The sequence below is a fragment of the Helicobacter pylori genome (assembly GCF_009689985.1).
Classification (GTDB): domain Bacteria; phylum Campylobacterota; class Campylobacteria; order Campylobacterales; family Helicobacteraceae; genus Helicobacter; species Helicobacter pylori_CG.
The window spans coordinates 90,883-110,866 of the sequence record NZ_QBAW01000005.1 but is presented as its reverse complement, the minus strand read 5'-3'; the positions used below and the strand labels follow the sequence as shown (position 1 = coordinate 110,866).

The 19,984-nt window shown below is 38.6% G+C and carries 22 protein-coding genes and 1 pseudogene; 9 read left to right on the top strand and 14 right to left on the bottom strand.

Annotated features, from left to right (window positions below):
* Positions 1-177 precede the first annotated feature (177 nt).
* From trxB to DBU79_RS05135, 6 genes are all read right to left on the bottom strand, one after another.
* A complete protein-coding gene (gene trxB / locus DBU79_RS05160; protein WP_042631524.1) occupies positions 178-1,113 on the bottom strand; it encodes a thioredoxin-disulfide reductase in 936 nt (311 codons plus the stop codon).
* Positions 1,114-1,117: 4 nt separating this feature from the next.
* Complete coding sequence (gene trxA / locus DBU79_RS05155) at positions 1,118-1,438, bottom strand: thioredoxin (protein ID WP_000020199.1); 321 nt, start codon at positions 1,436-1,438, stop codon at positions 1,118-1,120.
* An 88-nt stretch (positions 1,439-1,526) separates the two neighbouring features.
* Positions 1,527-1,871: a YraN family protein gene (locus DBU79_RS05150; RefSeq protein ID WP_001211718.1), complete on the bottom strand. Its 345-nt coding sequence runs from the start codon at positions 1,869-1,871 to the stop codon at positions 1,527-1,529.
* The gene (locus DBU79_RS05145) at positions 1,872-3,137 is read right to left on the bottom strand and encodes a homoserine dehydrogenase (RefSeq protein WP_120910038.1); all 1,266 of its coding nucleotides are present in this window, start codon (positions 3,135-3,137) and stop codon (positions 1,872-1,874) included.
* A 10-nt stretch (positions 3,138-3,147) separates the two neighbouring features.
* A complete protein-coding gene (uvrC, locus tag DBU79_RS05140) occupies positions 3,148-4,932 on the bottom strand; it encodes an excinuclease ABC subunit UvrC (protein ID WP_154411746.1) in 1,785 nt (594 codons plus the stop codon).
* Entirely contained in the window at positions 4,933-5,394 is a 462-nt protein-coding gene (locus tag DBU79_RS05135) for a hypothetical protein (RefSeq protein WP_097687839.1), read from the bottom strand.
* Between DBU79_RS05135 and DBU79_RS05130 the strand changes: the two genes are divergently transcribed.
* Complete coding sequence (locus tag DBU79_RS05130; RefSeq protein ID WP_000468791.1) at positions 5,386-5,565, top strand: hypothetical protein; 180 nt, start codon at positions 5,386-5,388, stop codon at positions 5,563-5,565. The genes DBU79_RS05135 and DBU79_RS05130 overlap by 9 nt on opposite strands.
* Positions 5,566-5,576: 11 nt before the next feature.
* Here the strand turns inward: DBU79_RS05130 and egtV are convergent, their stop codons facing one another.
* From egtV to DBU79_RS05095, 7 genes are all read right to left on the bottom strand, one after another.
* The gene (egtV, locus tag DBU79_RS05125; RefSeq protein ID WP_154411745.1) at positions 5,577-6,218 is read right to left on the bottom strand and encodes an ergothioneine transport ATP-binding protein EgtV; all 642 of its coding nucleotides are present in this window, start codon (positions 6,216-6,218) and stop codon (positions 5,577-5,579) included.
* Position 6,219: 1 nt separating this feature from the next.
* Positions 6,220-7,881 carry an ergothioneine transport permease/ergothioneine binding protein EgtU gene (gene egtU / locus DBU79_RS05120; protein WP_154411744.1) on the bottom strand — a complete coding sequence of 554 codons (1,662 nt, stop codon included), beginning with the start codon at positions 7,879-7,881 and terminating at the stop codon, positions 6,220-6,222.
* Between the two features lie 68 nt (positions 7,882-7,949).
* Positions 7,950-8,387, bottom strand: a complete 438-nt coding sequence (locus DBU79_RS05115) for a hypothetical protein (RefSeq protein ID WP_001875641.1) — start codon at positions 8,385-8,387, stop codon at positions 7,950-7,952.
* Positions 8,388-8,392: 5 nt separating this feature from the next.
* Positions 8,393-9,166: a flagellar motor protein MotB gene (gene motB, locus DBU79_RS05110; RefSeq protein ID WP_001085358.1), complete on the bottom strand. Its 774-nt coding sequence runs from the start codon at positions 9,164-9,166 to the stop codon at positions 8,393-8,395.
* A gap of 2 nt (positions 9,167-9,168) precedes the next feature.
* Complete coding sequence (gene motA / locus DBU79_RS05105; RefSeq protein WP_000366185.1) at positions 9,169-9,942, bottom strand: flagellar motor stator protein MotA; 774 nt, start codon at positions 9,940-9,942, stop codon at positions 9,169-9,171.
* A 15-nt stretch (positions 9,943-9,957) separates the two neighbouring features.
* Positions 9,958-10,725, bottom strand: a complete 768-nt coding sequence (locus DBU79_RS05100; RefSeq protein ID WP_154411743.1) for a HesA/MoeB/ThiF family protein — start codon at positions 10,723-10,725, stop codon at positions 9,958-9,960.
* Entirely contained in the window at positions 10,726-11,343 is a 618-nt protein-coding gene (locus DBU79_RS05095; protein ID WP_154411742.1) for an MBL fold metallo-hydrolase, read from the bottom strand.
* A gap of 132 nt (positions 11,344-11,475) precedes the next feature.
* Between DBU79_RS05095 and DBU79_RS05090 the strand changes: the two genes are divergently transcribed.
* The 6 genes and pseudogenes from DBU79_RS05090 to DBU79_RS05065 all read left to right on the top strand — a co-directional run bounded on the left by DBU79_RS05090 (position 11,476) and on the right by DBU79_RS05065 (position 17,323).
* Positions 11,476-12,486: a class I SAM-dependent methyltransferase gene (locus DBU79_RS05090; RefSeq protein ID WP_154411741.1), complete on the top strand. Its 1,011-nt coding sequence runs from the start codon at positions 11,476-11,478 to the stop codon at positions 12,484-12,486.
* 434 nt (positions 12,487-12,920) lie between these two features.
* The gene (locus DBU79_RS05085) at positions 12,921-13,247 is read left to right on the top strand and encodes a dihydroneopterin aldolase (protein WP_140530995.1); all 327 of its coding nucleotides are present in this window, start codon (positions 12,921-12,923) and stop codon (positions 13,245-13,247) included.
* Entirely contained in the window at positions 13,226-13,828 is a 603-nt protein-coding gene (gene rsmD / locus DBU79_RS05080) for a 16S rRNA (guanine(966)-N(2))-methyltransferase RsmD (protein WP_154411740.1), read from the top strand. Before DBU79_RS05085 ends, rsmD begins: the two co-directional genes overlap by 22 nt.
* Positions 13,829-13,836: 8 nt before the next feature.
* Entirely contained in the window at positions 13,837-14,388 is a 552-nt protein-coding gene (gene fliL / locus DBU79_RS05075; protein ID WP_154411739.1) for a flagellar basal body-associated protein FliL, read from the top strand.
* 6 nt (positions 14,389-14,394) lie between these two features.
* Entirely contained in the window at positions 14,395-14,751 is a 357-nt protein-coding gene (gene acpS, locus DBU79_RS05070; RefSeq protein WP_154411738.1) for a holo-ACP synthase, read from the top strand.
* A gap of 191 nt (positions 14,752-14,942) precedes the next feature.
* A pseudogene (locus DBU79_RS05065) lies at positions 14,943-17,323 on the top strand (TonB-dependent receptor family protein).
* A 10-nt stretch (positions 17,324-17,333) separates the two neighbouring features.
* On the opposite strand, the gene DBU79_RS05060 reads toward DBU79_RS05065, so the two are convergent.
* Positions 17,334-17,948, bottom strand: a complete 615-nt coding sequence (locus tag DBU79_RS05060; RefSeq protein ID WP_154411785.1) for a M48 family metallopeptidase — start codon at positions 17,946-17,948, stop codon at positions 17,334-17,336.
* Between the two features lie 81 nt (positions 17,949-18,029).
* Here DBU79_RS05060 and DBU79_RS05055 point away from each other — a divergent pair, with 81 nt between their 5' ends.
* On the top strand, positions 18,030-18,866 hold the full coding sequence (locus tag DBU79_RS05055) for a glycosyltransferase family 25 protein (protein ID WP_154411737.1): 837 nt from the start codon (positions 18,030-18,032) through the stop codon (positions 18,864-18,866).
* A gap of 82 nt (positions 18,867-18,948) precedes the next feature.
* Complete coding sequence (locus DBU79_RS05050; protein ID WP_058337857.1) at positions 18,949-19,983, top strand: bifunctional 3,4-dihydroxy-2-butanone 4-phosphate synthase/GTP cyclohydrolase II; 1,035 nt, start codon at positions 18,949-18,951, stop codon at positions 19,981-19,983.
* Position 19,984 lies beyond the last annotated feature (1 nt).

The window sequence follows — 19,984 nt, the reverse complement described above, 5'->3', positions numbered from 1 at the left end:
TAAAAAATATTTTGAGCGTTTTTAAATTTTGTGATCAATATTTAATTAAAACAAAGCAAGAGAACGAAATCGCATTGCAACTAAACAAAAAACTAAAATACCTTACAAGTTTTGAAAATCCAATGAATGTTTGAAGCGAGAACTCATAACCCTAAAATCTAGGGCTATAAGCTTGATTTAATGGTGTTCTAAATAAGAAATCACGCTTAAGGCTGCCGTAGCGCCATCGCTTGCCGCGCAAACCACTTGCTTAGGGGCAAAAATGCGAATATCTCCTGCCGCAAACAAGCCTTGAACATCCGTTTTCATGGAAAAATCCACGACTATAGATCCGTATTCATCGCATTTGCATAGCATAGAGCCGTCTTCTTGTTTCAACACGGCGTTATTCACATCATAACCCACAAAAATAAAAAACCCCGGCACGACTAATTCTCTTTTTTCGTTAGTGGCTGTGTTTTTAATGCTTAAAGAAGACACGCCAGAAGCATCGCCCTTGATTTCTTCCACCACATAAGGGGTTAAAAACTCAATCTTATCATTGTTTTTGGCATGTTCTAAAGTGATAGGCGCACACCTAAAACCATCTCTTCTGTGGATGAGATAGACTTTTTTGCAGATATTGGCCAGATAAATCGCCTCTTCTACGGCGGTATCGCCTCCACCAAGCACCGCTACTTCTTTATTTTTGTAAAAGAAGCCATCGCATGTCGCGCAAGTGCTAACGCCTTTACCCCAATATTCTGACTCGCCCTTGATGCCTGTGCGTTTAGGGCTACCACCGGTAGCGATAATCACGCTCTTAGCTTCAAAAGTCTTGCCATCTTCTGCCAAAATAACAAAATGAGAGTCTTTTTTAGAAACCCTTTGAATAGCGGTCATTTCATGTTTTAAGCCAAAGCGAAAACATTGCTCTTGCCATGGTTGCATGAAATCCAACCCGCTCACCACTTCCTTAACGCCCGGATAGTTTTCAATCTCACTACTGCCAGTGATTTGCCCTCCAGGCATTCCTTTTTCAAATAAAACGGCGTTTTTAACACCGCCTCTAGTGGCGTAAAGCCCCGCGCTCAAACCTGCAGGACCACCTCCAATAATCGCACAATCTATCATGCTATTAGCCTAAAAGTTTGTTCAATTGCTCTTTTAAAGCAACTTTAGTTTGCACGCCCACCAACTGATGGACTACTTCGCCATCTTTTGTGAATAAAAGCGTAGGAATACTTCTAATCCCAAATTTCGCACTCAATTCTTCTTGCTCATCGGTATTGACTTTACAAATCTTAGCCTTACCTTCATATTCGCTAGCTAATTCATCAATCACAGGGGATAGCATCTTACAAGGACCACACCATGGCGCCCAAAAATCCACTAACGCAACCCCTTTTTTAATGGTGCTTTCAAAATTTTCTTCAGTTAATTCAATATAGTGACTCATTGGTTACTCCTAAATATATGATTTTGATTAACGAGAATTATATTAGCTTAAGAATGTTAATAAAAACGCATTGATTTTTGATAAAAATCTAAAAAGTGATATTTTCTAAAAGCTCAAATTTACCATTTTTCACAATAAGAGCGTCAATGCAAAAATCGCTATTGGGATCTTTTTGAGACAAATAACAGCGGATCGTTTTAATCATCTTTTTCAATTTGCTCGGCGTGATCGCATAAATGGGATCAAAATTTTCCCCGCTTTTGACTTCAATGAAATGCAAAACCCCTTTTTTCAAAGCGATAATATCAATTTCGCCAAATTGTGAAAAAAAGTTCCTCTCCACCATTTCAAAACCCAGCGTTTTTAAAAATCCGCAAGCTTCTTCTTCAGCCTTTAAGCCTTTTTCTCTATGTTTGTTGTTTAAAAAACGCATTCAATTTTCCAAACGGATCATTTTAGGGGTATCCAACACGCTTTGTAAATTTTCAAGCTCTTTAAGGGCGTTCAGCATAGATTTTTCGTTGGTGGTGTGCGTGGAAAATAAGATTTTAGCCTTGTTGGAATGCGGGATTTCTTTTTGCAAAACATTGTTGAGCGAAATATCATTTTGGGCTAAAATCGCGCTGATTTGAGAAAAAACCCCTTTTTCATCGCTCACTAACAAGCGTGCATAATAAGCGCATTGGATTTCTTCTTTAGGTTTTAGGGGGAGTTTTTGAGGGGTTTCAAAGCCTAGCATTAGAGAGCTTTTTTTCCTTGCGATTTCTATAATATCGCTAATGACCGCGCTTGCGGTAGGCTCTCCCCCAGCCCCAGCCCCATAATACAAAGTTTCGCCCACCTTATCCCCTATAACGCTGATAGCGTTCATCACCCCATCCACTTTAGAAAGCATGCATTCGTTTTTAATCATACTTGGATGCACCCTTAATTCAATGCAATCTGGGTGTTTTTTAGCGATGCCTAAAAGTTTAATGCTATAACCAAACTCTTTAGCAAACTCCATGTCGTCTGGCTCTATTTTTTCAATGCCTTCAATCAAGATTTCTTCTAATTTCGCGTCAATGCCATACGCTAAAGACGCTAAAATCAACAATTTGTGCGCCGCATCAATGCCTTTAATGTCAAATTCAGGGTTCAATTCCGCATAGCCTAAATGCTGCGCGTCTTTCAAAGCGTCCTTAAAGCTCGCTTGATTTTTAAACATCTGGCTTAAAATGTAATTGCTCGTGCCGTTTAAAATCCCTTTAAAAGAAAGGATATGATTAGCGCTCAAGCCGTCTTTTAAAGCCTTGATAATAGGGATACCTCCGCACACGCTCGCTTCAAAGCCTATGGGGGTGTTTTTAGCGATTTGCTCTAATTCATAGCGGTGATACGCTAACATGGCTTTATTGGCTGTAACGAAGGCTTTTTGTTTGGCTAAAGTTTTTTTAGCTAAAAGATAAGGCGCTTCAACCCCACCCATAAGCTCCACAACAATATCAATTTCTTTATCTTCTATCAAGCTTTCTAAATCATCACTGATTTCAAAAGCATAGCCTTTGTGCTTTTTCACATCTCGCACCACCGCTTTTTTAATTTTAATTTCCACACCGGCCCTGTCTTTAATGATTTCTTGATTTTCTTGTAAGATTTTAGCGACCGCGCTCCCCACACACCCTAAACCCACAAGCCCTATATTCAATCTTTTTTTCATGTCTTTTCCTTTAAATTCGTTTTTTTAAAACGGCGTTTTTTTCCTGCTCGCTCGCTTTTTCTATCGCTTCAAAACTCCCAAAATAATCCAACAATTTTTTCACGCTGGCTTCTCCTATGCCCTTTTCTTTTAAAAGAGCGATTTGTTTCATGTTTTTAAGTTTAGTGGATCTGTGGAAGTTTATCGCATACCGGTGGCTTTCATCGCGCAATTTTTGCACCCACTGCAAGCGTTTGTCGCTAGGGATCAATTTAAAAGTATTGTTAGGCGTATGGATAATGTCTTTAGCACCCCCTTTAGAGCGATAAGCTTTAGAATCCCTTTTTTCTTTAGAAATAGCGATCACTTCTACAAAACTCCCACTGCTTTTTAAAATTTCTAAAGCGATGTTTAATTGCGCCCTCCCTCCATCTATCACCCACAAATTAGGCGGTGGCTCTTTGGCAAAGTCTAAAGCCCTTCTGGTGAGCAATTCGCTCATTTGATCGTATTCGTTAGAGCCTTTTAAATGGTAGCGCCGATAAGAGTTTTTTTGGAAGGCGTTATTTTCATACACGACCATTCCCCCCACGCATTGGCTGTTGGCATGGTGGCTTGCATCAAAGATTTCCACCCTATAAGGCACGCACTCTAAATTGAAAAGTGATCGCGCTTCTTCTAAAATCAGATCTTCATTAGAGGTTTTTTCCTGGCTAAAAATCTCTTGAGCGTTTTTCATAGCGATTTCTATTAAAGCGAGCTTATCGCCTTTTTTAGGAATGCTAAGAGCGATTTTTTTAGAATATTGATGAGAGATAAATTCTTGCAATTCTTTAAGCACTTCATTAGAGCAAGCACTCAATAAGATTTGTTCAGGCATCAAAGGCAAATGCGATTGGTAATGGTTGATAATGGCTTGTTTCATCGCTTCATCAGTGTCAAACCCATTGAGGGAGTGGATTTTTTCAAACGCTGAAGAAATGATTTTACCCCCGCGCATGAACATTTTCACTAACACCGCCTTATTGCTTGCGCCATAAAAAGCAAAAATATCCAAATCGTAGAGTTTGGCTAAATCCATGCAAGTGAAAGGGGCGATTTTTTGGATTTTTGCAATCCTGTCCCTATAAATGAGGGCTTCTTCAAAACGCAAGTTATTAGAAAGGCGCTCCATTTTTAATTCAAGCTCTTTGATGAGTTTGTCTTTATTTTCAATCATTTCTAAACATTCTTTAGCGATTTTCAAATACTCTTCTTTGGTGATTTTATTCTCGCATGGGGCTTTACAACGCTCTATTTGATAAAACATGCATGCCTTTTTATCTTTGATGCAATTTTTCTTTTGAACTAACGGGAGCAATTCATACAAGCTGTCTAAAATATCCTTAGCCCCGCTCGTAAAAGGGCCAAAATATTTAACGCCAGGCTGTTTTAAAATTTTTCGTGTGATTAAAGGGATAGGGAAATCAGTGGAAAAATCCATGTAAATATAAGGGTAAGTTTTATCATCTCTTAAAAGAATGTTGTATTTGGGCTTGAGCTGCTTGATTAAAGAATTTTCTAAAATCAAAGCGTCTTGCTCGTTTTCCACTAAAATGGTTTCTAAAAAAGCGATTTGTTTGACCATCATTTGGATGCGTAAGCTTGTGCGATGATTGGGCGTGATTTCATTATTGCGGATAGAAAAATAGCTTTTGATGCGCTTTTTTAAGTTTTTCGCTTTACCGATATAGAGTAATTGGCGGTTTTTATCAAAATATTGATACACGCCACTACTATTAGAAAGGTTTTTCAAACTGGACAATAAATCAGCCATTCATTTCTCAAAAAAACTTCGTTGGTAGTGGATCAAAGCGCGCGCTTTTTCAAAACATTCATGCAAACGGGCGTCTTTAATGGGGTTATGGAACAACCCTAAAGCGCTAGGGCGATAAAAACGGGCTTGTTTTTTAATGGGGGCATAAAAATTGGCTTTTTCTAAGGAATCTTTAGGCACATAACCTAAAATTTCTAACGCGCTAAATTCATCAAACCCATAAGCATGCCCTTGCGTGTTCAAAAAATGGCTGATTTCTTTAGCGAATCGCTGGTTAAATTCCTTAGAAGCCCAAAGATCTTTAAACGCAAAAAGCAATTTAGAGTCTTTTATGAAGATAAAAAGCAAATTTTCTTGTAAACTTAAAGGCATAAAAACCTTAAGCTTTTTGAGTTTCAAAAGAGTTTCAAGCTTTTTATAAGACTTTTTTTGAATGAGTAAGGAGAAAATATTTTGTTCCATAAACTGATCTTAACATGCTTTTTAATACTTGTAGCGATAACGATTCAAGCTTGCGGCTATAAAGCCCCCCCATTCAATGAAAAACCCGCTAAAAAAACTTCAAACAGCTCTAATTCTTCTATGCAAACGCCCACTAACAACACCACGCCAGAATTTTTAAACGAGCCTTAAAATCATTGCTCTTATTTAAGGGCTTTGATTTCTAGGGTTTTTGTGGCTAACTTTTGCGCCTCGCTTTCATCATGCGTTACCATAATGAAAGTAGCGCAAGAATTTTGGTGTATTTCTTTGATGAGATCCTGTAAATTCTTACGATTTAAACTATCTAAAGCGCTAAAAGGCTCATCTAATAAAATGAGTTCTGGCTTGTGGATAATCCCCCTAATAATGCCCACTCTTTGGGCTTGCCCCCCACTCAATTCATTAGGGAATTTATCCATAAGGCTCTCGTCTAACCCCATTTTTAACGCTAAGGCTTTGGCTTCTTTTTGAGCGGCTTCTTTGTTTATGCCTTGTAAATTAAGACAAAAAGTCATGTTTTGTAGAGCGTTTAAATGAGAAAATAAGGAATTGCCTTGAGCGATATAGCCTATTTTTTGGCGTAAAAAAGCGTTGTTTGAAAGGGTCTCATTAAAGATTTTAACGCTCCCCAAACTGGGTTTTAAAAGCCCTAAAATCAAGCCCAAAAGCGTGCTTTTACCGCTCCCGCTCTCCCCTAAAACGCATAAAAAATCCCCTTTTTCAATGCTTAAATTAAAATCCTTAAAAACAGCGCGATTGTGGTAGTTAAAAGACACATTCTCTATTGTAACGATTTCTTTCATGCTATAACCCCAAGCTTTCTAAAAACTCTTTAGCCACGATTTTAGGGCTTTTTTTCAACACTTCCACCTGATAGTTTAAATCCTGCATTTTCTCATCGTTAATTTTTGCATTCAATTTTTCTAAGATTTCTAGTGCTTCAGGATACTTTTTTATAGTTTCTTTTCTTATAACAATACCGGCCTGATAATTAGGGAAAAATCCTTTATCGTCCTTAAGCACCTTTAAATCCAATTCTTTGATTTGAGCGTCTGTAGTGAAGACATCTAAAGCGTTGATCTTATGGGATTCAAAACTCTTATAACGCAAATTAATATCCATTTCATGCAAACTTCTAAAATGAAAGCGATAAGCTTTCACCAAGCCTTTAAAAGCGTCCTCTCTTTCAAAAAAGTCAAACTCCGCGCCAAAATCAAAATTTTGGCTATGAAGGGCTAAATCGCTGAAAGTTTCAATCGCGTATTTTTGAGCGTCTTCTTTAGAAATCGCTAAGGAATAGGTGTTATTAAAGCCCAAAAGCCCCACCCATAAAAGATTAAATTCCTTCTCATAACGCTTTTTAATCGTTTCAAAATCCACTTTTTGAGTCAAAGGGTTTTTGAGCGTGTTCACCCAAGCGGTGCCGGTATATTCCACATACAAATCAAAATCGCCCCTAATTAATGCCGGATGGATATTCATCGTCCCCCCACCAATACCAAACGCTCGCTTGATAGGGATATGGTGTTTTTCTAACAAAAGGCTTAAAATTTCGCCCAAAATATACTGCTCGCTGTTAGGTTTTGTGGCCACGACTAAGGGCTTTTCTTCTATGGCGTTTCTAGGAATGAGCCATAAAGCGCTCGCTAGCAATAAAAAAAGAAACACCGCTAAATTAGTATAAACTCTTCTTTTTTGTTTTTGGGTGGCGTTTTGAGAAAATAGGCGTTGCAAGGCGTTTTCATGCTGAAAAACGCTCACAAATTGATCCGCTAAAACGCTAAAAAGAGCAATGATCAAACTGCCCGCCACTAAAAGCGTGGTATTTTGCGTGTTTAGCCCTCTAAAAATCGCCTGCCCTAAGCCTCCAGCCCCAATGAGCGCCCCGATCCCAGCCATCGCCACTAACATCACCACCGCAACCCTTAAGCCCGCTAAAATTTGGGGGATAGCGAGTAAGAAGTGCACCCTAAAAAACAACTCTTTGGGGTTACACCCTAGCCCAACAGCGGCCTTAATGACTTCTTCTCGCACCTCTTTAAAAGCGTTATAAGTGCTATGGACAATGGGTAATAAGCCGTATAAGACCAACACTAAAAGGGCGTTTTTTAACCCCACCCCAATCACAGGAATGAATAACGCAAATAACGCCAGCGATGGGATGGTGTAGAGAAAATTCACCACAGGGAGCAAAAACGCCCTAGCCTTTGAGTTATAAAACACAAAAACCCCAATCAAAACCCCAAACACCAGAACGAGAAGACTAGAAAGCGCAACGATGATAAAATGCTGTGCAATCAAATCTATAAAGTAAATAAAGCGATCATGAAATTCTTTTACCAAATATTTTACCATGCTTATTTTTAACACCATAACAACTAAATGCTGCGTAATTACATCCACAGAATGGAGCAACCATTCATACAATTCTCTGATCAATTGTTTAAAAACGCCCATGCTTAGCATTATAACCAAACTTATTTGAATAAAGGGGTTTTAAAACGCTAAAGGCATTCTTTAATGTTGGTTGTAGGTTAAAACTGAAAGGTGCGTTTGCCTAAATTGGTGCTCACTTCTATCCATAGCGGTTGGTTTTCGCATAAAATTTCATAGGCTACGCTTTGATTCCTAACCAAAGAAACGCTTTTAGGCGTGGGGTAGAGCGAGCAAGAACGCCCTTGATTGATGTCAATCTTTAAAATAACCACGCTCTCCACCACAGCGCTCACCTTCAAATAATACGACTCCCTAGCCCCTTGCCATTCTAAATAGGGCGTTTCTTGGGGGACAATCTCTAACGCTACTAAAGGGCTTTGAGCCAGTTTCAAGCGCGTTTTTTGCTCCTGCTCTTTTAATTCTTGTTCTCTGTTGATCCCCTTATCAATCAAATCAAAAAGGTTTGAAGAAGCGTCCTTTTCTCTAGCAACAAGGCTCGCTAACAACAAAAAGATTAACAAAAAAATTGGTTTCATGCGATTCATTCTTGCTGTTTGTGGGGATTGAATTCTTCATCTAAAATAGAATGGATCTTACTCAAATCGTTCGCATCGGTTGAAAAAAAGATTTCCACACGATTGTTTTTCATTCTGTTTTCTAGGGAGTCATTAGGCGCGATAGGGTTTGTAGAGCCGTAAGAAGAAAAAGACAATTGGTTAGGATCCACGCCGTATTGTATAAGGACTTTCATCACCCTATAAGCGCGATTGGCGGCTAATTCATAGTGGCTTTTAAAACGGGTTTTAGTTAAAGGCGTATTATCCGTAAAACCTCTTACATTGATATGCACCCTTTTAGGGAGTTTTTGAATGATTTTAGCGATCCGTTCAATATAGAGCATCATGTCTTGATTGATAGCGTCTGAAGTGGCGTTTTCAAACAGCAAACTAGAAGGGAGCTTTAAAACAGAGCCTTGATCAATTTGCTCTAAAACACTGCCTTCGCCTTTGCGAGCGATAGTGGCTTTTGTTTCGGTATTTTGCGAAGCCGGTTTGGAGCTTTCGCTCGCCATTTGCTCTTCTTCTTTCCCTGAATCAGGGGGGATCACTACAACCGGTTGCATCGCCTCTGGCTTGGGAGCGTAATTAAAAATCTTAATAAATTCGGTTTTTAAGGCTTCCACTTTGGATTTATTGACCGCTGAAATGGCATAAAGAGCGATAAAAAGTGCGAGCAACAACGACAAAAAGTCCGCATAAGGAACCGCCCATTTTTCGCCGGCGGGGCATTCGGTGGGTTTGTTTTTCTTAGCCATCTTTAGCCCTCAAATTGAGATTTTTTAGGCTCACCGGGAGCGATGTAGTTTAAGAGTTTGTTTTCTAAATCCCTTGGGTTTTCTCCGTTAGCGATGCCTAAAATCCCCTCTAAAAGAACGGTTTTTTCTTTGATAATGTCTTTAGACTTAGCTTTGAGCTTATGCCCAAAAGGGCCAAAAATCGCATAAGAACACATAATCCCTGTAACAGTAGCCGTAAATGCCCCAGCGATCCCTGCTGCCATTTCAGCCGGGTTGTCTAGTTTTTGTAGAGCAAGCATAAGCCCCATAACCGCCCCCACTAACCCCATCGTAGGAGCGGTCTCACCGGCAGTCTCCCAATAATGAGCGGCACCGTGGTAATACTCTTCCATTTCCTCAATGCTGATTTCTAAGCTTTCCTTAACGGATTTTAAATCCTTGCCATCTATGATCATAGACAAGCCATTGCGGGTGAAATCGTCTTCAATTTGCGCCACTCGCCCCTCTAAACTCAACACCCCATCTTTTCTGGCTAAAGTGGCTAATTCCACTAAATTTTTAATGGTTTCGTTCAAATTGATTTTAGGGTTTAAAAAAACAATTTTTATCTCTTTGTAAGCGGCTTTCACATAACGCGCATGCGTGCCTGTCATAGCGGCAAAAAGCGAAGTAGGCACGATGATAATGACTGAACTCAAATGGATAATGTGCAACGGGTTGCCATCTTCTAAAATATCGCCTAACGAAATAGAAGCGACCGCCAATACCAAGCCTAGTATGGTTGATAAATCCAAAACTTACCCCTTAATCTAAATTTCATAATCTTGTAAATGCGTGATTTTATGCGTGCCACAAACCCTACATTCAGGGTTTTTGGGTGCTTGAATTTTTTTAAAATCCATCGTTTTAATATCGGCTATAAGTAAAGTATTTATAAGTAAAGTTTCAAACCCTAAAAAATATTTAAGGCATTCGCTCGCTTGGATACACCCTAAAACCCCAGGTAAGACCCCAAAAAGCCCTGAAAGTGGATTTAATCCCTTTTTAGGGGGCTTATCAAAAACACACGCTAAGCATGCGCTATGGGGTAAAACACTCATGCTTTGCCCCCTGTATTTTAAAACCCCGGCATGCGAATAGGGTTTTTGGGCTAACACGCAAGCGTCATTGATCAAAAATTTAGCGTTGAAATTGTCTGTAGCGTCTATGATAAAATCGTAAGGCTCCATAAGAGAAAGAGCGTTATGGGCCTCAAAGCGTTCTTCAAAGGTTTCTATTTCAATACTAGCATTGAGTTGTTTTAAGCGCGCTTTCGCGATAGAGGCTTTAGGTTGGTTTAAAAAATCCTGTGAATGGATGATTTGGCGTTGCAAATTACTCATACCCACCACATCAAAATCCACAATGCCTATTTTTCCTATCCCAGCGGCGCAAAGATACATCAAAACCGCTGATCCAAGCCCTCCGGCTCCAATGACTAAAACGCTAGATTTTAAAAGCTTCAATTGGCCTTCTTCGCCCACATCTTCTAGCATGATATGGTGCAAATAACGCTCTTTTTCTAGCCGGCTTAGCAATTAAGCCATCCTTGAAACCCAAATTTTAGAATGCTCTCTTTCGGCAAAAAAACTCGTTTTATCCCCATGCCCTGGATAAATCTCTATGTCTTTAGAAAAATCTAAATTTTGAAACCTTATCAGGGACTCTTTCATGTCTTTTTCATTAGAATAAGGGAAATCATAACGGCCAATGCTGCGATAAAAAATAAAATCCCCGCTAAAAATCACCCCTTCAATTTCTATGATAGAACAACCGGGCGTGTGTCCGGGAAAATGCCAATATTTAATGGTGGTGTTTGCTATCTCTAAAGTGGTGCAACCCTTATTGCAAGGCACGCTAAATGTGGGGCTAAAAACCGGCATGCCCAAATGAAAAATATCATTTTTTAGCATGAACACATCGTCTTTGGGGGCGTAAATGGGGGTGTCTTTAAGGGCTTTTGACAATTGAGCGCTATCCCATACATGATCATAATGCCCATGCGTGATTAAAATCGCCTTAGGATTTTTGGCGTTTTCTAACACCCATTCGCTGCTAGAAAATCCGGGATCAATGATAAAATCTATCCCACTAGAAAGCTTCACAATATAAGCGTTTTCTTCCACCGCCCCACACTCTCGCCTTAAAATTTCCAAACTCTAAACTCCCTTCAAACTTAGCTCAAAAAGTCATTATTATTGAATATCATAGCGCAAAAATAAGGCGATTTTGACTAGAATAGCGCTTCTATTGTTGTTGGTTGAGATGGGTTTAATGAAAGGAAAATCATGCGTTCGTTTGGGAATTACATGCAAGAGTGGCTTTATGGAGAAAAGGGGTATTACAAAAAGGCGCTAATCGGTCCAAAAGGGGATTTTTACACTTCGGTGTCTTTGAGTAAGTTTTTTGGGGGCGCTGTTGCGTTTTATATCATCAAGCTTTTAGAAGAAGAAAAATTATTTTTGCCTTTAAAAATTGTAGAAATTGGCGCTCATCATGGGCATTTTTTGAGCGATATAGCGAATTTTTTAAACGCTTTGAGCGTGGGCGTAATGGAAAAATGCGAGTTTGTCAGCTGTGAGCCTTTAAAGGAATTGCAAAAACTCCAACGAACTATTTTCAAACAAGCCACGCAATTAGATCTAATCAGTTGCGCTTTAGAAGAGCTTGATTTTAAAGAGCGCGAAAGCGCGTTTGTTGTCTCTAATGAATTGTTTGACGCGTTCGCTTGCGAGATCATTAAAGACAACAAAATGCTTTTTATTACCCATGATCATCAGGGCGTTTGGGGCGGTATTGATGAACCCACTAAAGAACTTCTTAAAACTTTGAATTTAAAACAAGGGTGCGCGCCGTTATTTTTGAACGCTTTCATTAAGGATTTGTTAGAGAAATTGAACGAGGCTTCTTCTTGGGTGTTTTTGAGCTTTGATTATGGCGATGAATTAGAGCGGAAAGACATGCATTTAAGGGCTTTTAAAAACCACCAAGTATTAGATTTTAAGGATATTTTAAACCATCTGGCTTCTTTGTATCAAAAGAGCGATCTGACTTATGATGTCAATTTTTCTCTGGTGCGCTTTTTGTTTGAAAAACACCATGCACAATTTTCATTCTTCAAATCGCAGGCTAGTGCTTTATTGGATATGGGGCTTATGGAGTTACTGGAAACATTTTCAAAGAGCGTGAGTTATGAAAGGTATCTAAAAGAAGCGGCTAAAATCAAGCCTCTAATTAGCCCTGGGGGTTTGGGGGAGCGTTTCAAAGCGTTAGAGTTGGTGAAAAAAAATAAAATGTAAATTAAAAGTATTTTACAATCTAAATAATAGAGAGTTTGCGTATTTTTAAAGGGGGGATTGGTATAATTGGTATATTGGATTTTAGAATATTAAACACTACGCTTTCAAGATCAGTTTGTGTGAAAAGTTGAGAGAGACTGACTCGCTTTCTCAATTACAAGGTAAGAGCGTCAGGACATTTTAATGAAAAAGTTTATTAAAATGCTAAGTTATAGTAAAGAAGGAAGGAATATAAAACGCCTTTTGCTCTTACCTTCGCCGAGCATTATACAAAAAAAAAAAAAAACGATGTTATTTAAACTCTACTTTTAACATTCTTTTTAACTTTTTTACAAAATGAAACAATTTTTGAATTTATTTATTTAATATGGCACTTAAAAGAAAGAATTGCTATAATTTGAAACAATTTAAATTGATGGGATAAAAGGGGTTTTTTGAAAATTTTTCTTTCTTGCAAGTCTTTGTTGATCCAAAGGAGTTTGGAATTTTATTTGAGCGGTTGTCTTTCTCCTATGGAAGTTTGCGACTTTGTTTTAAGCGATGATGAAACGCTAGAAACCAATAAGCCCCTATGCTTTATAGAAGAGCGCTTAAGAAAGCCTTTCACTAAACAGAGCGTGAAAGAAGATATAAAAAATTTTTATCACGCTTTAAAGACGAGCGAAAAACCTTGCGAAGAAATCCCATTTTCTAAAGAGCAAAAGATCCAACAATTACTAGAAGAATACACCCAAAAATTATGCCAAATCATCAGCCAGTAAAAAAATTTAAGATTATTGGGGGGGCTTGTAAGGGATTGGGCTTGAATTTGCCCAAAATTTCTAGCACGCGCCCCACGAAAGCGATCATAAGAGAGTCGTTTTTTAACACCTTGCAAGCAGAAATTAGGGGAGCGCATTTTATAGAAGTGTTTTCAGGTAGCGCTTCTATGGGTTTAGAGGCTTTGAGTAGGGGGGCTAAAAGCGTGGTGTTTTTTGAGCAAAATAAAAGCGCTTATGCCACGCTTTTAGAAAATATTTCCCTCTTTAAAAACCGCCTGAAAAAGGAAATTGAAATTCAAACCTTTTTAGATGACGCTTTCAAGCTTTTGCCCACGCTGTGTTTAAAAAATGGCGTTTTGAATATCCTTTATTTTGATCCTCCTTTTGAAACAAGCGGGTTTTTAGGGATTTATGGAAAGTGTTTTCAAGCTTTAGAAATGTTATTGAAACGCTTCAATCCAAAAAATCTTTTAGTGGTTTTTGAGCATGAAAGCGCGTATGAAATGCCTAAAAGTCTTGTAACTTTAGCTATAATCAAACAGAAAAAATTTGGAAAAACCACTTTAACTTATTTTCAATAGGAATAGGCATGGCAGAAGAACAAGAAAATACCGCGCAACAATCTCCCAAAAAAAGCAAAGCCCTTTTATTTGTCATTATTGGAAGCGTGTTAGTGATGCTTTTATTGATGGGGGTGATTATCATGCTGCTTATGGGGAATAAGGAAGAATCTAAAGAAAACGCTTCTAAAAACACCCAAGAAGTTCAAGCTAATCCTATGGCAAACAAAAATCAAGAGGCCAAAGAAGGTTCTAATATCCAGCAATATTTGGTGCTTGGGCCTTTGTATGCGATTGATGCGCCTTTTGCGGTGAATTTGGTTTCTCAAAATGGCAGACGCTACCTTAAGGCTTCTATTTCGTTAGAATTGAGTAATGAAAAGCTCTTAAATGAAGTCAAGGTTAAGGACACAGCGATTAAAGACACGATTATAGAAATTCTGTCGTCTAAAAGCGTGGAAGAAGTGGTTACCAATAAAGGCAAAAACAAGCTTAAAGATGAAATTAAGAGCCATTTGAATTCGTTTTTGATTGATGGCTTTATTAAAAATGTCTTTTTCACTGATTTTATCATCCAATAATTTTAAATGATTGGCATAGATATTGTTTCTATTGCTAGGATAGAAAAGTGCGTAAAACGCTTTGAAATGAAGTTTTTAGAGCGTTTTTTATCGCCAAGTGAGATTGTTTTATGTAAGGATAAATCTAGCAGTATCGCCGGGTTTTTCGCGCTTAAAGAGGCTTGCTCTAAAGCCCTTCAAGTAGGCATTGGTAAGGAATTGAGTTTTTTGGATATAAAAATTTCTAAAAGCTCTAAAAACGCCCCCTTAATCACCCTTTCTAAAGAAAAAATGGATTATTTTAATATCCAAAGCTTGAGCGCAAGCATCAGCCATGACGCTGGTTTTGCGATAGCGGTTGTAATGGTTTCTTCATCAAATTGATAAATAACGCATTCTAAAACTAACATTCTGTTTTAAAAAGTGCTTAGCGGCTGTTAAAAAACCTTTTTCAAATTGTTTGGATAACAAAATAAATAAAATCAAACTTCAAATTTTAAGATAATTTTAAGATAATTTTAAGATAATTTTAATAATATCCTTTAGTTTAATTTTGATTAATTAAAGGCTATTGTATGAACGATTGTTTTAGGATAAAATCCCTTTCCTTTTTAGCATTGGGTGCTTTGACTTTTCTCTCTTTTAATTCTTTTGTGGGCGCCAGAGAACAGCATCACACTTTACAAAAAGTGACAACTACCGAGCAACAATTCAGCTCAAGCGCGCCGCTTTCATGGCAAAGCGAAGAAGTGCGTGACTCCACAAGCTCTCGCATGGTGATTTCCAACAGACAACTCAAAAAAACGGGTAATTTGAATATTGAAAATGCCTTGCAAAATGTGCCAGGAATTCAAATCAGAGACGCTACAGGCACAGGCGTGTTGCCTAAAATTTCGGTGCGCGGTTTTGGTGGAGGCGGTAACGGGCATAGCAACACTAACATGATTTTAGTCAATGGTATCCCTATTTATGGTGGTCCGTATTCTAATATTGAACTAGCGATTTTCCCTGTTACTTTCCAATCAGTGGATAGGATTGATGTGATTAAGGGGGGCACGAGCGTGCAATACGGCCCCAACACTTTTGGTGGCGTGGTGAATATCATCACTAAAGAAATCCCTAAAGAGTGGGAAAATCAAGCGGCTGAAAGAATCACTTTTTGGGGGCGATCATCTACGGGGGGTTTTGTAGATCCTAAAGAAAAAGGCAAGCCTTTAGCCCAAACTTTAGGCAATCAGATGCTGTTTAACACTTATGTGAGAACGGCTGGAATGCTGGGCAAACATATAGGCATTAGCGCGCAAGCCAACTGGATCAACGGGCAAGGTTTCAGGCAAAACAGCCCCACAGGGGTGCAAAACTACTTGCTTGATGCGATTTATAAAATCAATCCAAGCAACACTTTTAAAGCTTATTACCAGTATTATAAATATAATTCTTACCATCCAGGCACTTTGAGCACGCAAGATTATGCCTATAACCGCTTCATTAACGAACGCCCTGACAATCAAGATGGAGGGCGAGCCAAACGCTTTGGGGTCGTGTATCAAAATTATTTTGGCGATCCGGATAGTGGGGTTGGAGGGGATTTTAAATTCACTTATTTCACGCATGACATGAGCAGGGATTTTGGGTTTTCTAACCAATACCAAAGCGTGTATATGAGCAGTCAAAATAAGATTTTACCCTTTAAAGGAAAGGGGGAAATTAGTGCAAAAAACCCTAATTGCGGTTTGTATTCTTATAGCGACACAAATAGTCCTTGTTGGCAATTTTTTGATCAGTTCCGCCGCTTCGTAGTGAATGCCTTTGAGCCCAAACTCAATCTCGTCGTCAATACCGGCAAGGTCAAACAAACTTTTAATATGGGAATGCGGTTTCTAACTGAAGATTTATACCGCCGATCCACCACCAGGAAAAACCCTAGCGTGCCTGGAAACGGGTTTGATGCAGGAACTTCAGTCAATAACTTCAACAATTATACCGCTATACCGCCGTGTATGCCAGCGATGAAATCAATTTCAATAACGGCATGCTAACGATCACGCCGGGCTTGAGATACACTTTTTTAAATTACGACAAAAAAGATGTTCCTCCTTTTAAAGAAGGTCAAACAGGAAAAACCACGAAAGAGCGTTATAACCAATGGAATCCGGCAGTGAGTGTCGGCTATAAACCCATTAAAGATTGGTTGTTTTATTTCAATTATCAAAGAAGCTATATTCCGCCCCAATTCAGCAATATCGGTAATTTTGTAGGCACAAGCACAAATTATTTTCAAATCTTTAATGTCATGGAAGGCGGCCAAAGATTTTATTTTAACAATCAAGTGAGCTTTAATGCGAATTATTTTGTGATTTTTGCGAATCACTATTTTACCGGGCGCTATGGGGATAACCAAGAGCCGGTCAATGCGAGATCGCAAGGCGTGGAGCTGGAATTGTATTACACGCCTATTAGGGGGCTTAATTTCCATGCGGCTTACACTTTCATAGACGCCAATATCACAAGCCACACGATGGTTACTAACCCTGCTAGTCCTAAAGGGCCTAAAAAAGATATTTTTGGCAAAAAGCTCCCTTTTGTCAGCCCGCACCAGTTTATTTTAGACGCGAGCTACACTTACGCTAAAACCACGATTGGCTTAAGCTCTTTCTTTTATAGCCGTGCCTATACAGATGTGTTAAACACCGTGCCTTTCACAGAATACGCTCCCACCATTAAAAATGGGGCCATCACCACAAGGACAGCGGGAATGACGCCATGGTATTGGGTGTGGAATTTGCAGATTTCTAGCACTTTGTGGGAACGCAAAAAGCAAAGCATTAATGCGAGCTTGCAAATCAATAACATCTTTAACATGAAATATTGGTTTAGCGGAATAGGCACTAGCCCTAATGGGAAAGAAGCCGCGCCTCCTAGGAGCATCACAGCGTATGTGAGTTATAATTTTTAAGGTTTAATTTTTATGGTTGTAGTTGCTTGAGCAGTTGGGTATAAAAAACAACCTTTTGTTTTAAATGCTCTCTTAGAGCGCGGTAATTAGGGCAAAAGATTTCCACGCAACGCCAGAAATTTTTGGAATGGTTTTTGTGGATCGTGTGGGCGAGTTCATGGATAATGACATAATCAATCGCTTCTTTTTTGGCGCAAACCAATAATAATGCAAAACTCAAGCGGTTATGATAAGAGCAACTCCCCAAAACTTTAGCGTTGTTTCTGACGCTAAAATGGGTGTATGAAGTTTGCATTTTTTGAGCGCTTAAAGGGAGTTTCTGCTCCAAATAAGTTTTTAAGATTTTTTTAAGCTCTGTTAGGGTGTAATCGTTGGCGTTTTTTTCCTCATCAAACACAAGGATTTTGTTTTGATAGGTTTGCGAGTGTAAAAGGGAGTATTTTTTTTGCATGGCTGAAAGGGTTTTTTGTAGCCAAACTTTCTGTTCTTTTAAAAAAGCATGCGCTCTATTTTGAGAGCAAGAATCAGGCATTTTTAGAATCACTTCTAAAGAGGGCGTGATATTCAAGCTTAAGGTTTTGATTTTTTTACTTTTTTGAATGGTAATAGGAATATCATCTAACATCATGCGTATTTTACTAAAATTTGCGCTAGAATGTAAGTCTGTTTAATATTGATTTTATTTGTATTAAGAATTAAGGCTAACATGCGTGTTTTTATTATTCATTTAAGCCCAAAAACCTGTCAAAATTTTTCTTTAAAAGAAACTCATATAATCCCCCTTTTAGAGAGCCTTAAACTTCAAGGGATCTCTTATGAAATTTTTGATGCGATCTATTCTAAAATCTCTCCCACTCAATTACACCCCTTGATTTTGGAGCATTTGCACCCTTCTTTTATGATTGAAGATTTATGGGCTTTTTGTAAGAATGAAAAACACCCCCCTTGCGCGTTAAAAAATTTCTTTTACGCGCTCAAGCATTGCGGGAAGAGGATGGGATTTGGGGAGCTTGGGTGCTATGCGAGCCATTATTCATTGTGGCAAAAATGCATAGAACTCAATGAAGCGATCTGTATTTTAGAAGATGATATTATTGTAAAAGAGCGTTTTAAAGAGAGCTTGGAGTTTTGTTACCAACACATCAACGAATTAGGCTATATCCGTTTGATGCATTTAGAAGAAAATGTGGCCAAACAAAAAACTCCCATTAAAGGGGTTTCTCAAATCTTAAATTTTAAAGATGGCATTGGCACTCAAGGGTATGTTTTAGCCCCAAAAGCCGCGCAAAAATTGTTGAAATACAGCGCGAAAGAATGGGTGATGCCTATAGATTGCGTGATGGATAGGCATTATTGGCATGGGGTCAAAAACTATGTGTTAGAAGAATTTGCGATTGCTTGCGATGGAATGAACACTCAAAACTCCAACACAGAAAAACAAAGGCCTAAAAAATTACCTTTAAGCATTAGGATTGGCCGCTCTTTGCATAAAAGCGCGGTTAAACAATGGAATGTTTTGAGATCATTTTTTCCCCATCAATAATCAAGTAATAATCGTTATTAAACATGCTATATTTGTTGTCTTTATAACACTTAATATTATTGAATAAAACTAGGGAGTTAGAATGATCTCAAAACGAGTTACTGAAGCTTTAGAAGCGTATAAAAATGGCGAAATGCTTATTGTTATGGATGATGAAGACAGAGAAAATGAGGGGGATTTGGTTTTAGCCGGGATTTTTTCCACCCCTGAGAAAATCAATTTCATGGCCACGCATGCTAGGGGGTTGATTTGCGTGTCTTTGACTAAAGATTTAGCGAATAAATTTGAATTGCCCCCTATGGTTAGCGTGAACGATTCTAACCATGAGACCGCTTTCACGGTTTCCATTGACGCTAAAGAAGCCAAAACCGGGATTTCTGCTTTTGAAAGGCATTTAACGATTGAATTATTGTGTAAAGACACCACCAAGCCTAGCGATTTTGTGCGCCCGGGGCATATTTTCCCTTTAATCGCCAAAGATGGAGGCGTGTTAGCGCGCACGGGCCATACTGAAGCGAGCGTGGATTTATGCAAATTAGCTGGATTAAAGCCCGTGAGCGTGATTTGTGAAATCATGAAAGAAGATGGCTCTATGGCGAGGAGAGGGGATAAATTTTTGAGCGATTTCGCCCTTAAACACAACCTCAAAACCCTCTATGTTTCTGATTTGATTAGCTATCGTTTAGAAAATGAAAGTTTGCTGAAAATGTTTTGTCAAGAAGAAAGAGAATTTTTAAAACACCAAACGCAATGCTACACTTTTTTAGACCACCAGCAAAAAAACCATTACGCTTTTAAGTTTAAGGGCGCAAAAACCAATGATTTAGCCCCTTTAGTGCGTTTCCACCCTATCAAAGAGGATTTTGATTTTTTAACGACTGGCGCGTTTGAAGTGTTTTTTAAGGCTTTAGAATATTTAAAGCGCGAAGGGGGCTATTTGATCTTTATGAACACGCATGCTAAAGAAAACAATATCGTTAAAGATTTTGGGATCGGGGCGTTAGTGTTAAAAAATTTGGGGATAAAGGATTTCAGGCTTTTAAGCTCTTCTGAAGACAGGCAGTATAAGGCTTTGAGCGGGTTTGGGCTTAAGCTTGTAGAAACGATTAGCCTTTGAG

Coding starts and splice junctions, on each gene's coding strand:
- DBU79_RS05150 (WP_001211718.1), bottom strand. CDS start 1,871: ATGCGTTTTTTAAACAACAAACATAGAGAAAAAGGCTTAAAGGCTGAA.
- trxA (WP_000020199.1), bottom strand. CDS start 1,438: ATGAGTCACTATATTGAATTAACTGAAGAAAATTTTGAAAGCACCATT.
- trxB (WP_042631524.1), bottom strand. CDS start 1,113: ATGATAGATTGTGCGATTATTGGAGGTGGTCCTGCAGGTTTGAGCGCG.
- motB (WP_001085358.1), bottom strand. CDS start 9,166: ATGGCTAAGAAAAACAAACCCACCGAATGCCCCGCCGGCGAAAAATGG.
- DBU79_RS05055 (WP_154411737.1), top strand. CDS start 18,030: ATGCGTGTTTTTATTATTCATTTAAGCCCAAAAACCTGTCAAAATTTT.
- DBU79_RS05145 (WP_120910038.1), bottom strand. CDS start 3,137: ATGAAAAAAAGATTGAATATAGGGCTTGTGGGTTTAGGGTGTGTGGGG.
- egtV (WP_154411745.1), bottom strand. CDS start 6,218: ATGAAAGAAATCGTTACAATAGAGAATGTGTCTTTTAACTACCACAAT.
- egtU (WP_154411744.1), bottom strand. CDS start 7,881: ATGCTAAGCATGGGCGTTTTTAAACAATTGATCAGAGAATTGTATGAA.
- uvrC (WP_154411746.1), bottom strand. CDS start 4,932: ATGGCTGATTTATTGTCCAGTTTGAAAAACCTTTCTAATAGTAGTGGC.
- DBU79_RS05090 (WP_154411741.1), top strand. CDS start 11,476: ATGCGTTCGTTTGGGAATTACATGCAAGAGTGGCTTTATGGAGAAAAG.
- rsmD (WP_154411740.1), top strand. CDS start 13,226: ATGCCAAATCATCAGCCAGTAAAAAAATTTAAGATTATTGGGGGGGCT.
- fliL (WP_154411739.1), top strand. CDS start 13,837: ATGGCAGAAGAACAAGAAAATACCGCGCAACAATCTCCCAAAAAAAGC.
- DBU79_RS05115 (WP_001875641.1), bottom strand. CDS start 8,387: ATGAAACCAATTTTTTTGTTAATCTTTTTGTTGTTAGCGAGCCTTGTT.
- DBU79_RS05135 (WP_097687839.1), bottom strand. CDS start 5,394: ATGGAACAAAATATTTTCTCCTTACTCATTCAAAAAAAGTCTTATAAA.
- acpS (WP_154411738.1), top strand. CDS start 14,395: ATGATTGGCATAGATATTGTTTCTATTGCTAGGATAGAAAAGTGCGTA.
- DBU79_RS05060 (WP_154411785.1), bottom strand. CDS start 17,948: ATGTTAGATGATATTCCTATTACCATTCAAAAAAGTAAAAAAATCAAA.
- DBU79_RS05050 (WP_058337857.1), top strand. CDS start 18,949: ATGATCTCAAAACGAGTTACTGAAGCTTTAGAAGCGTATAAAAATGGC.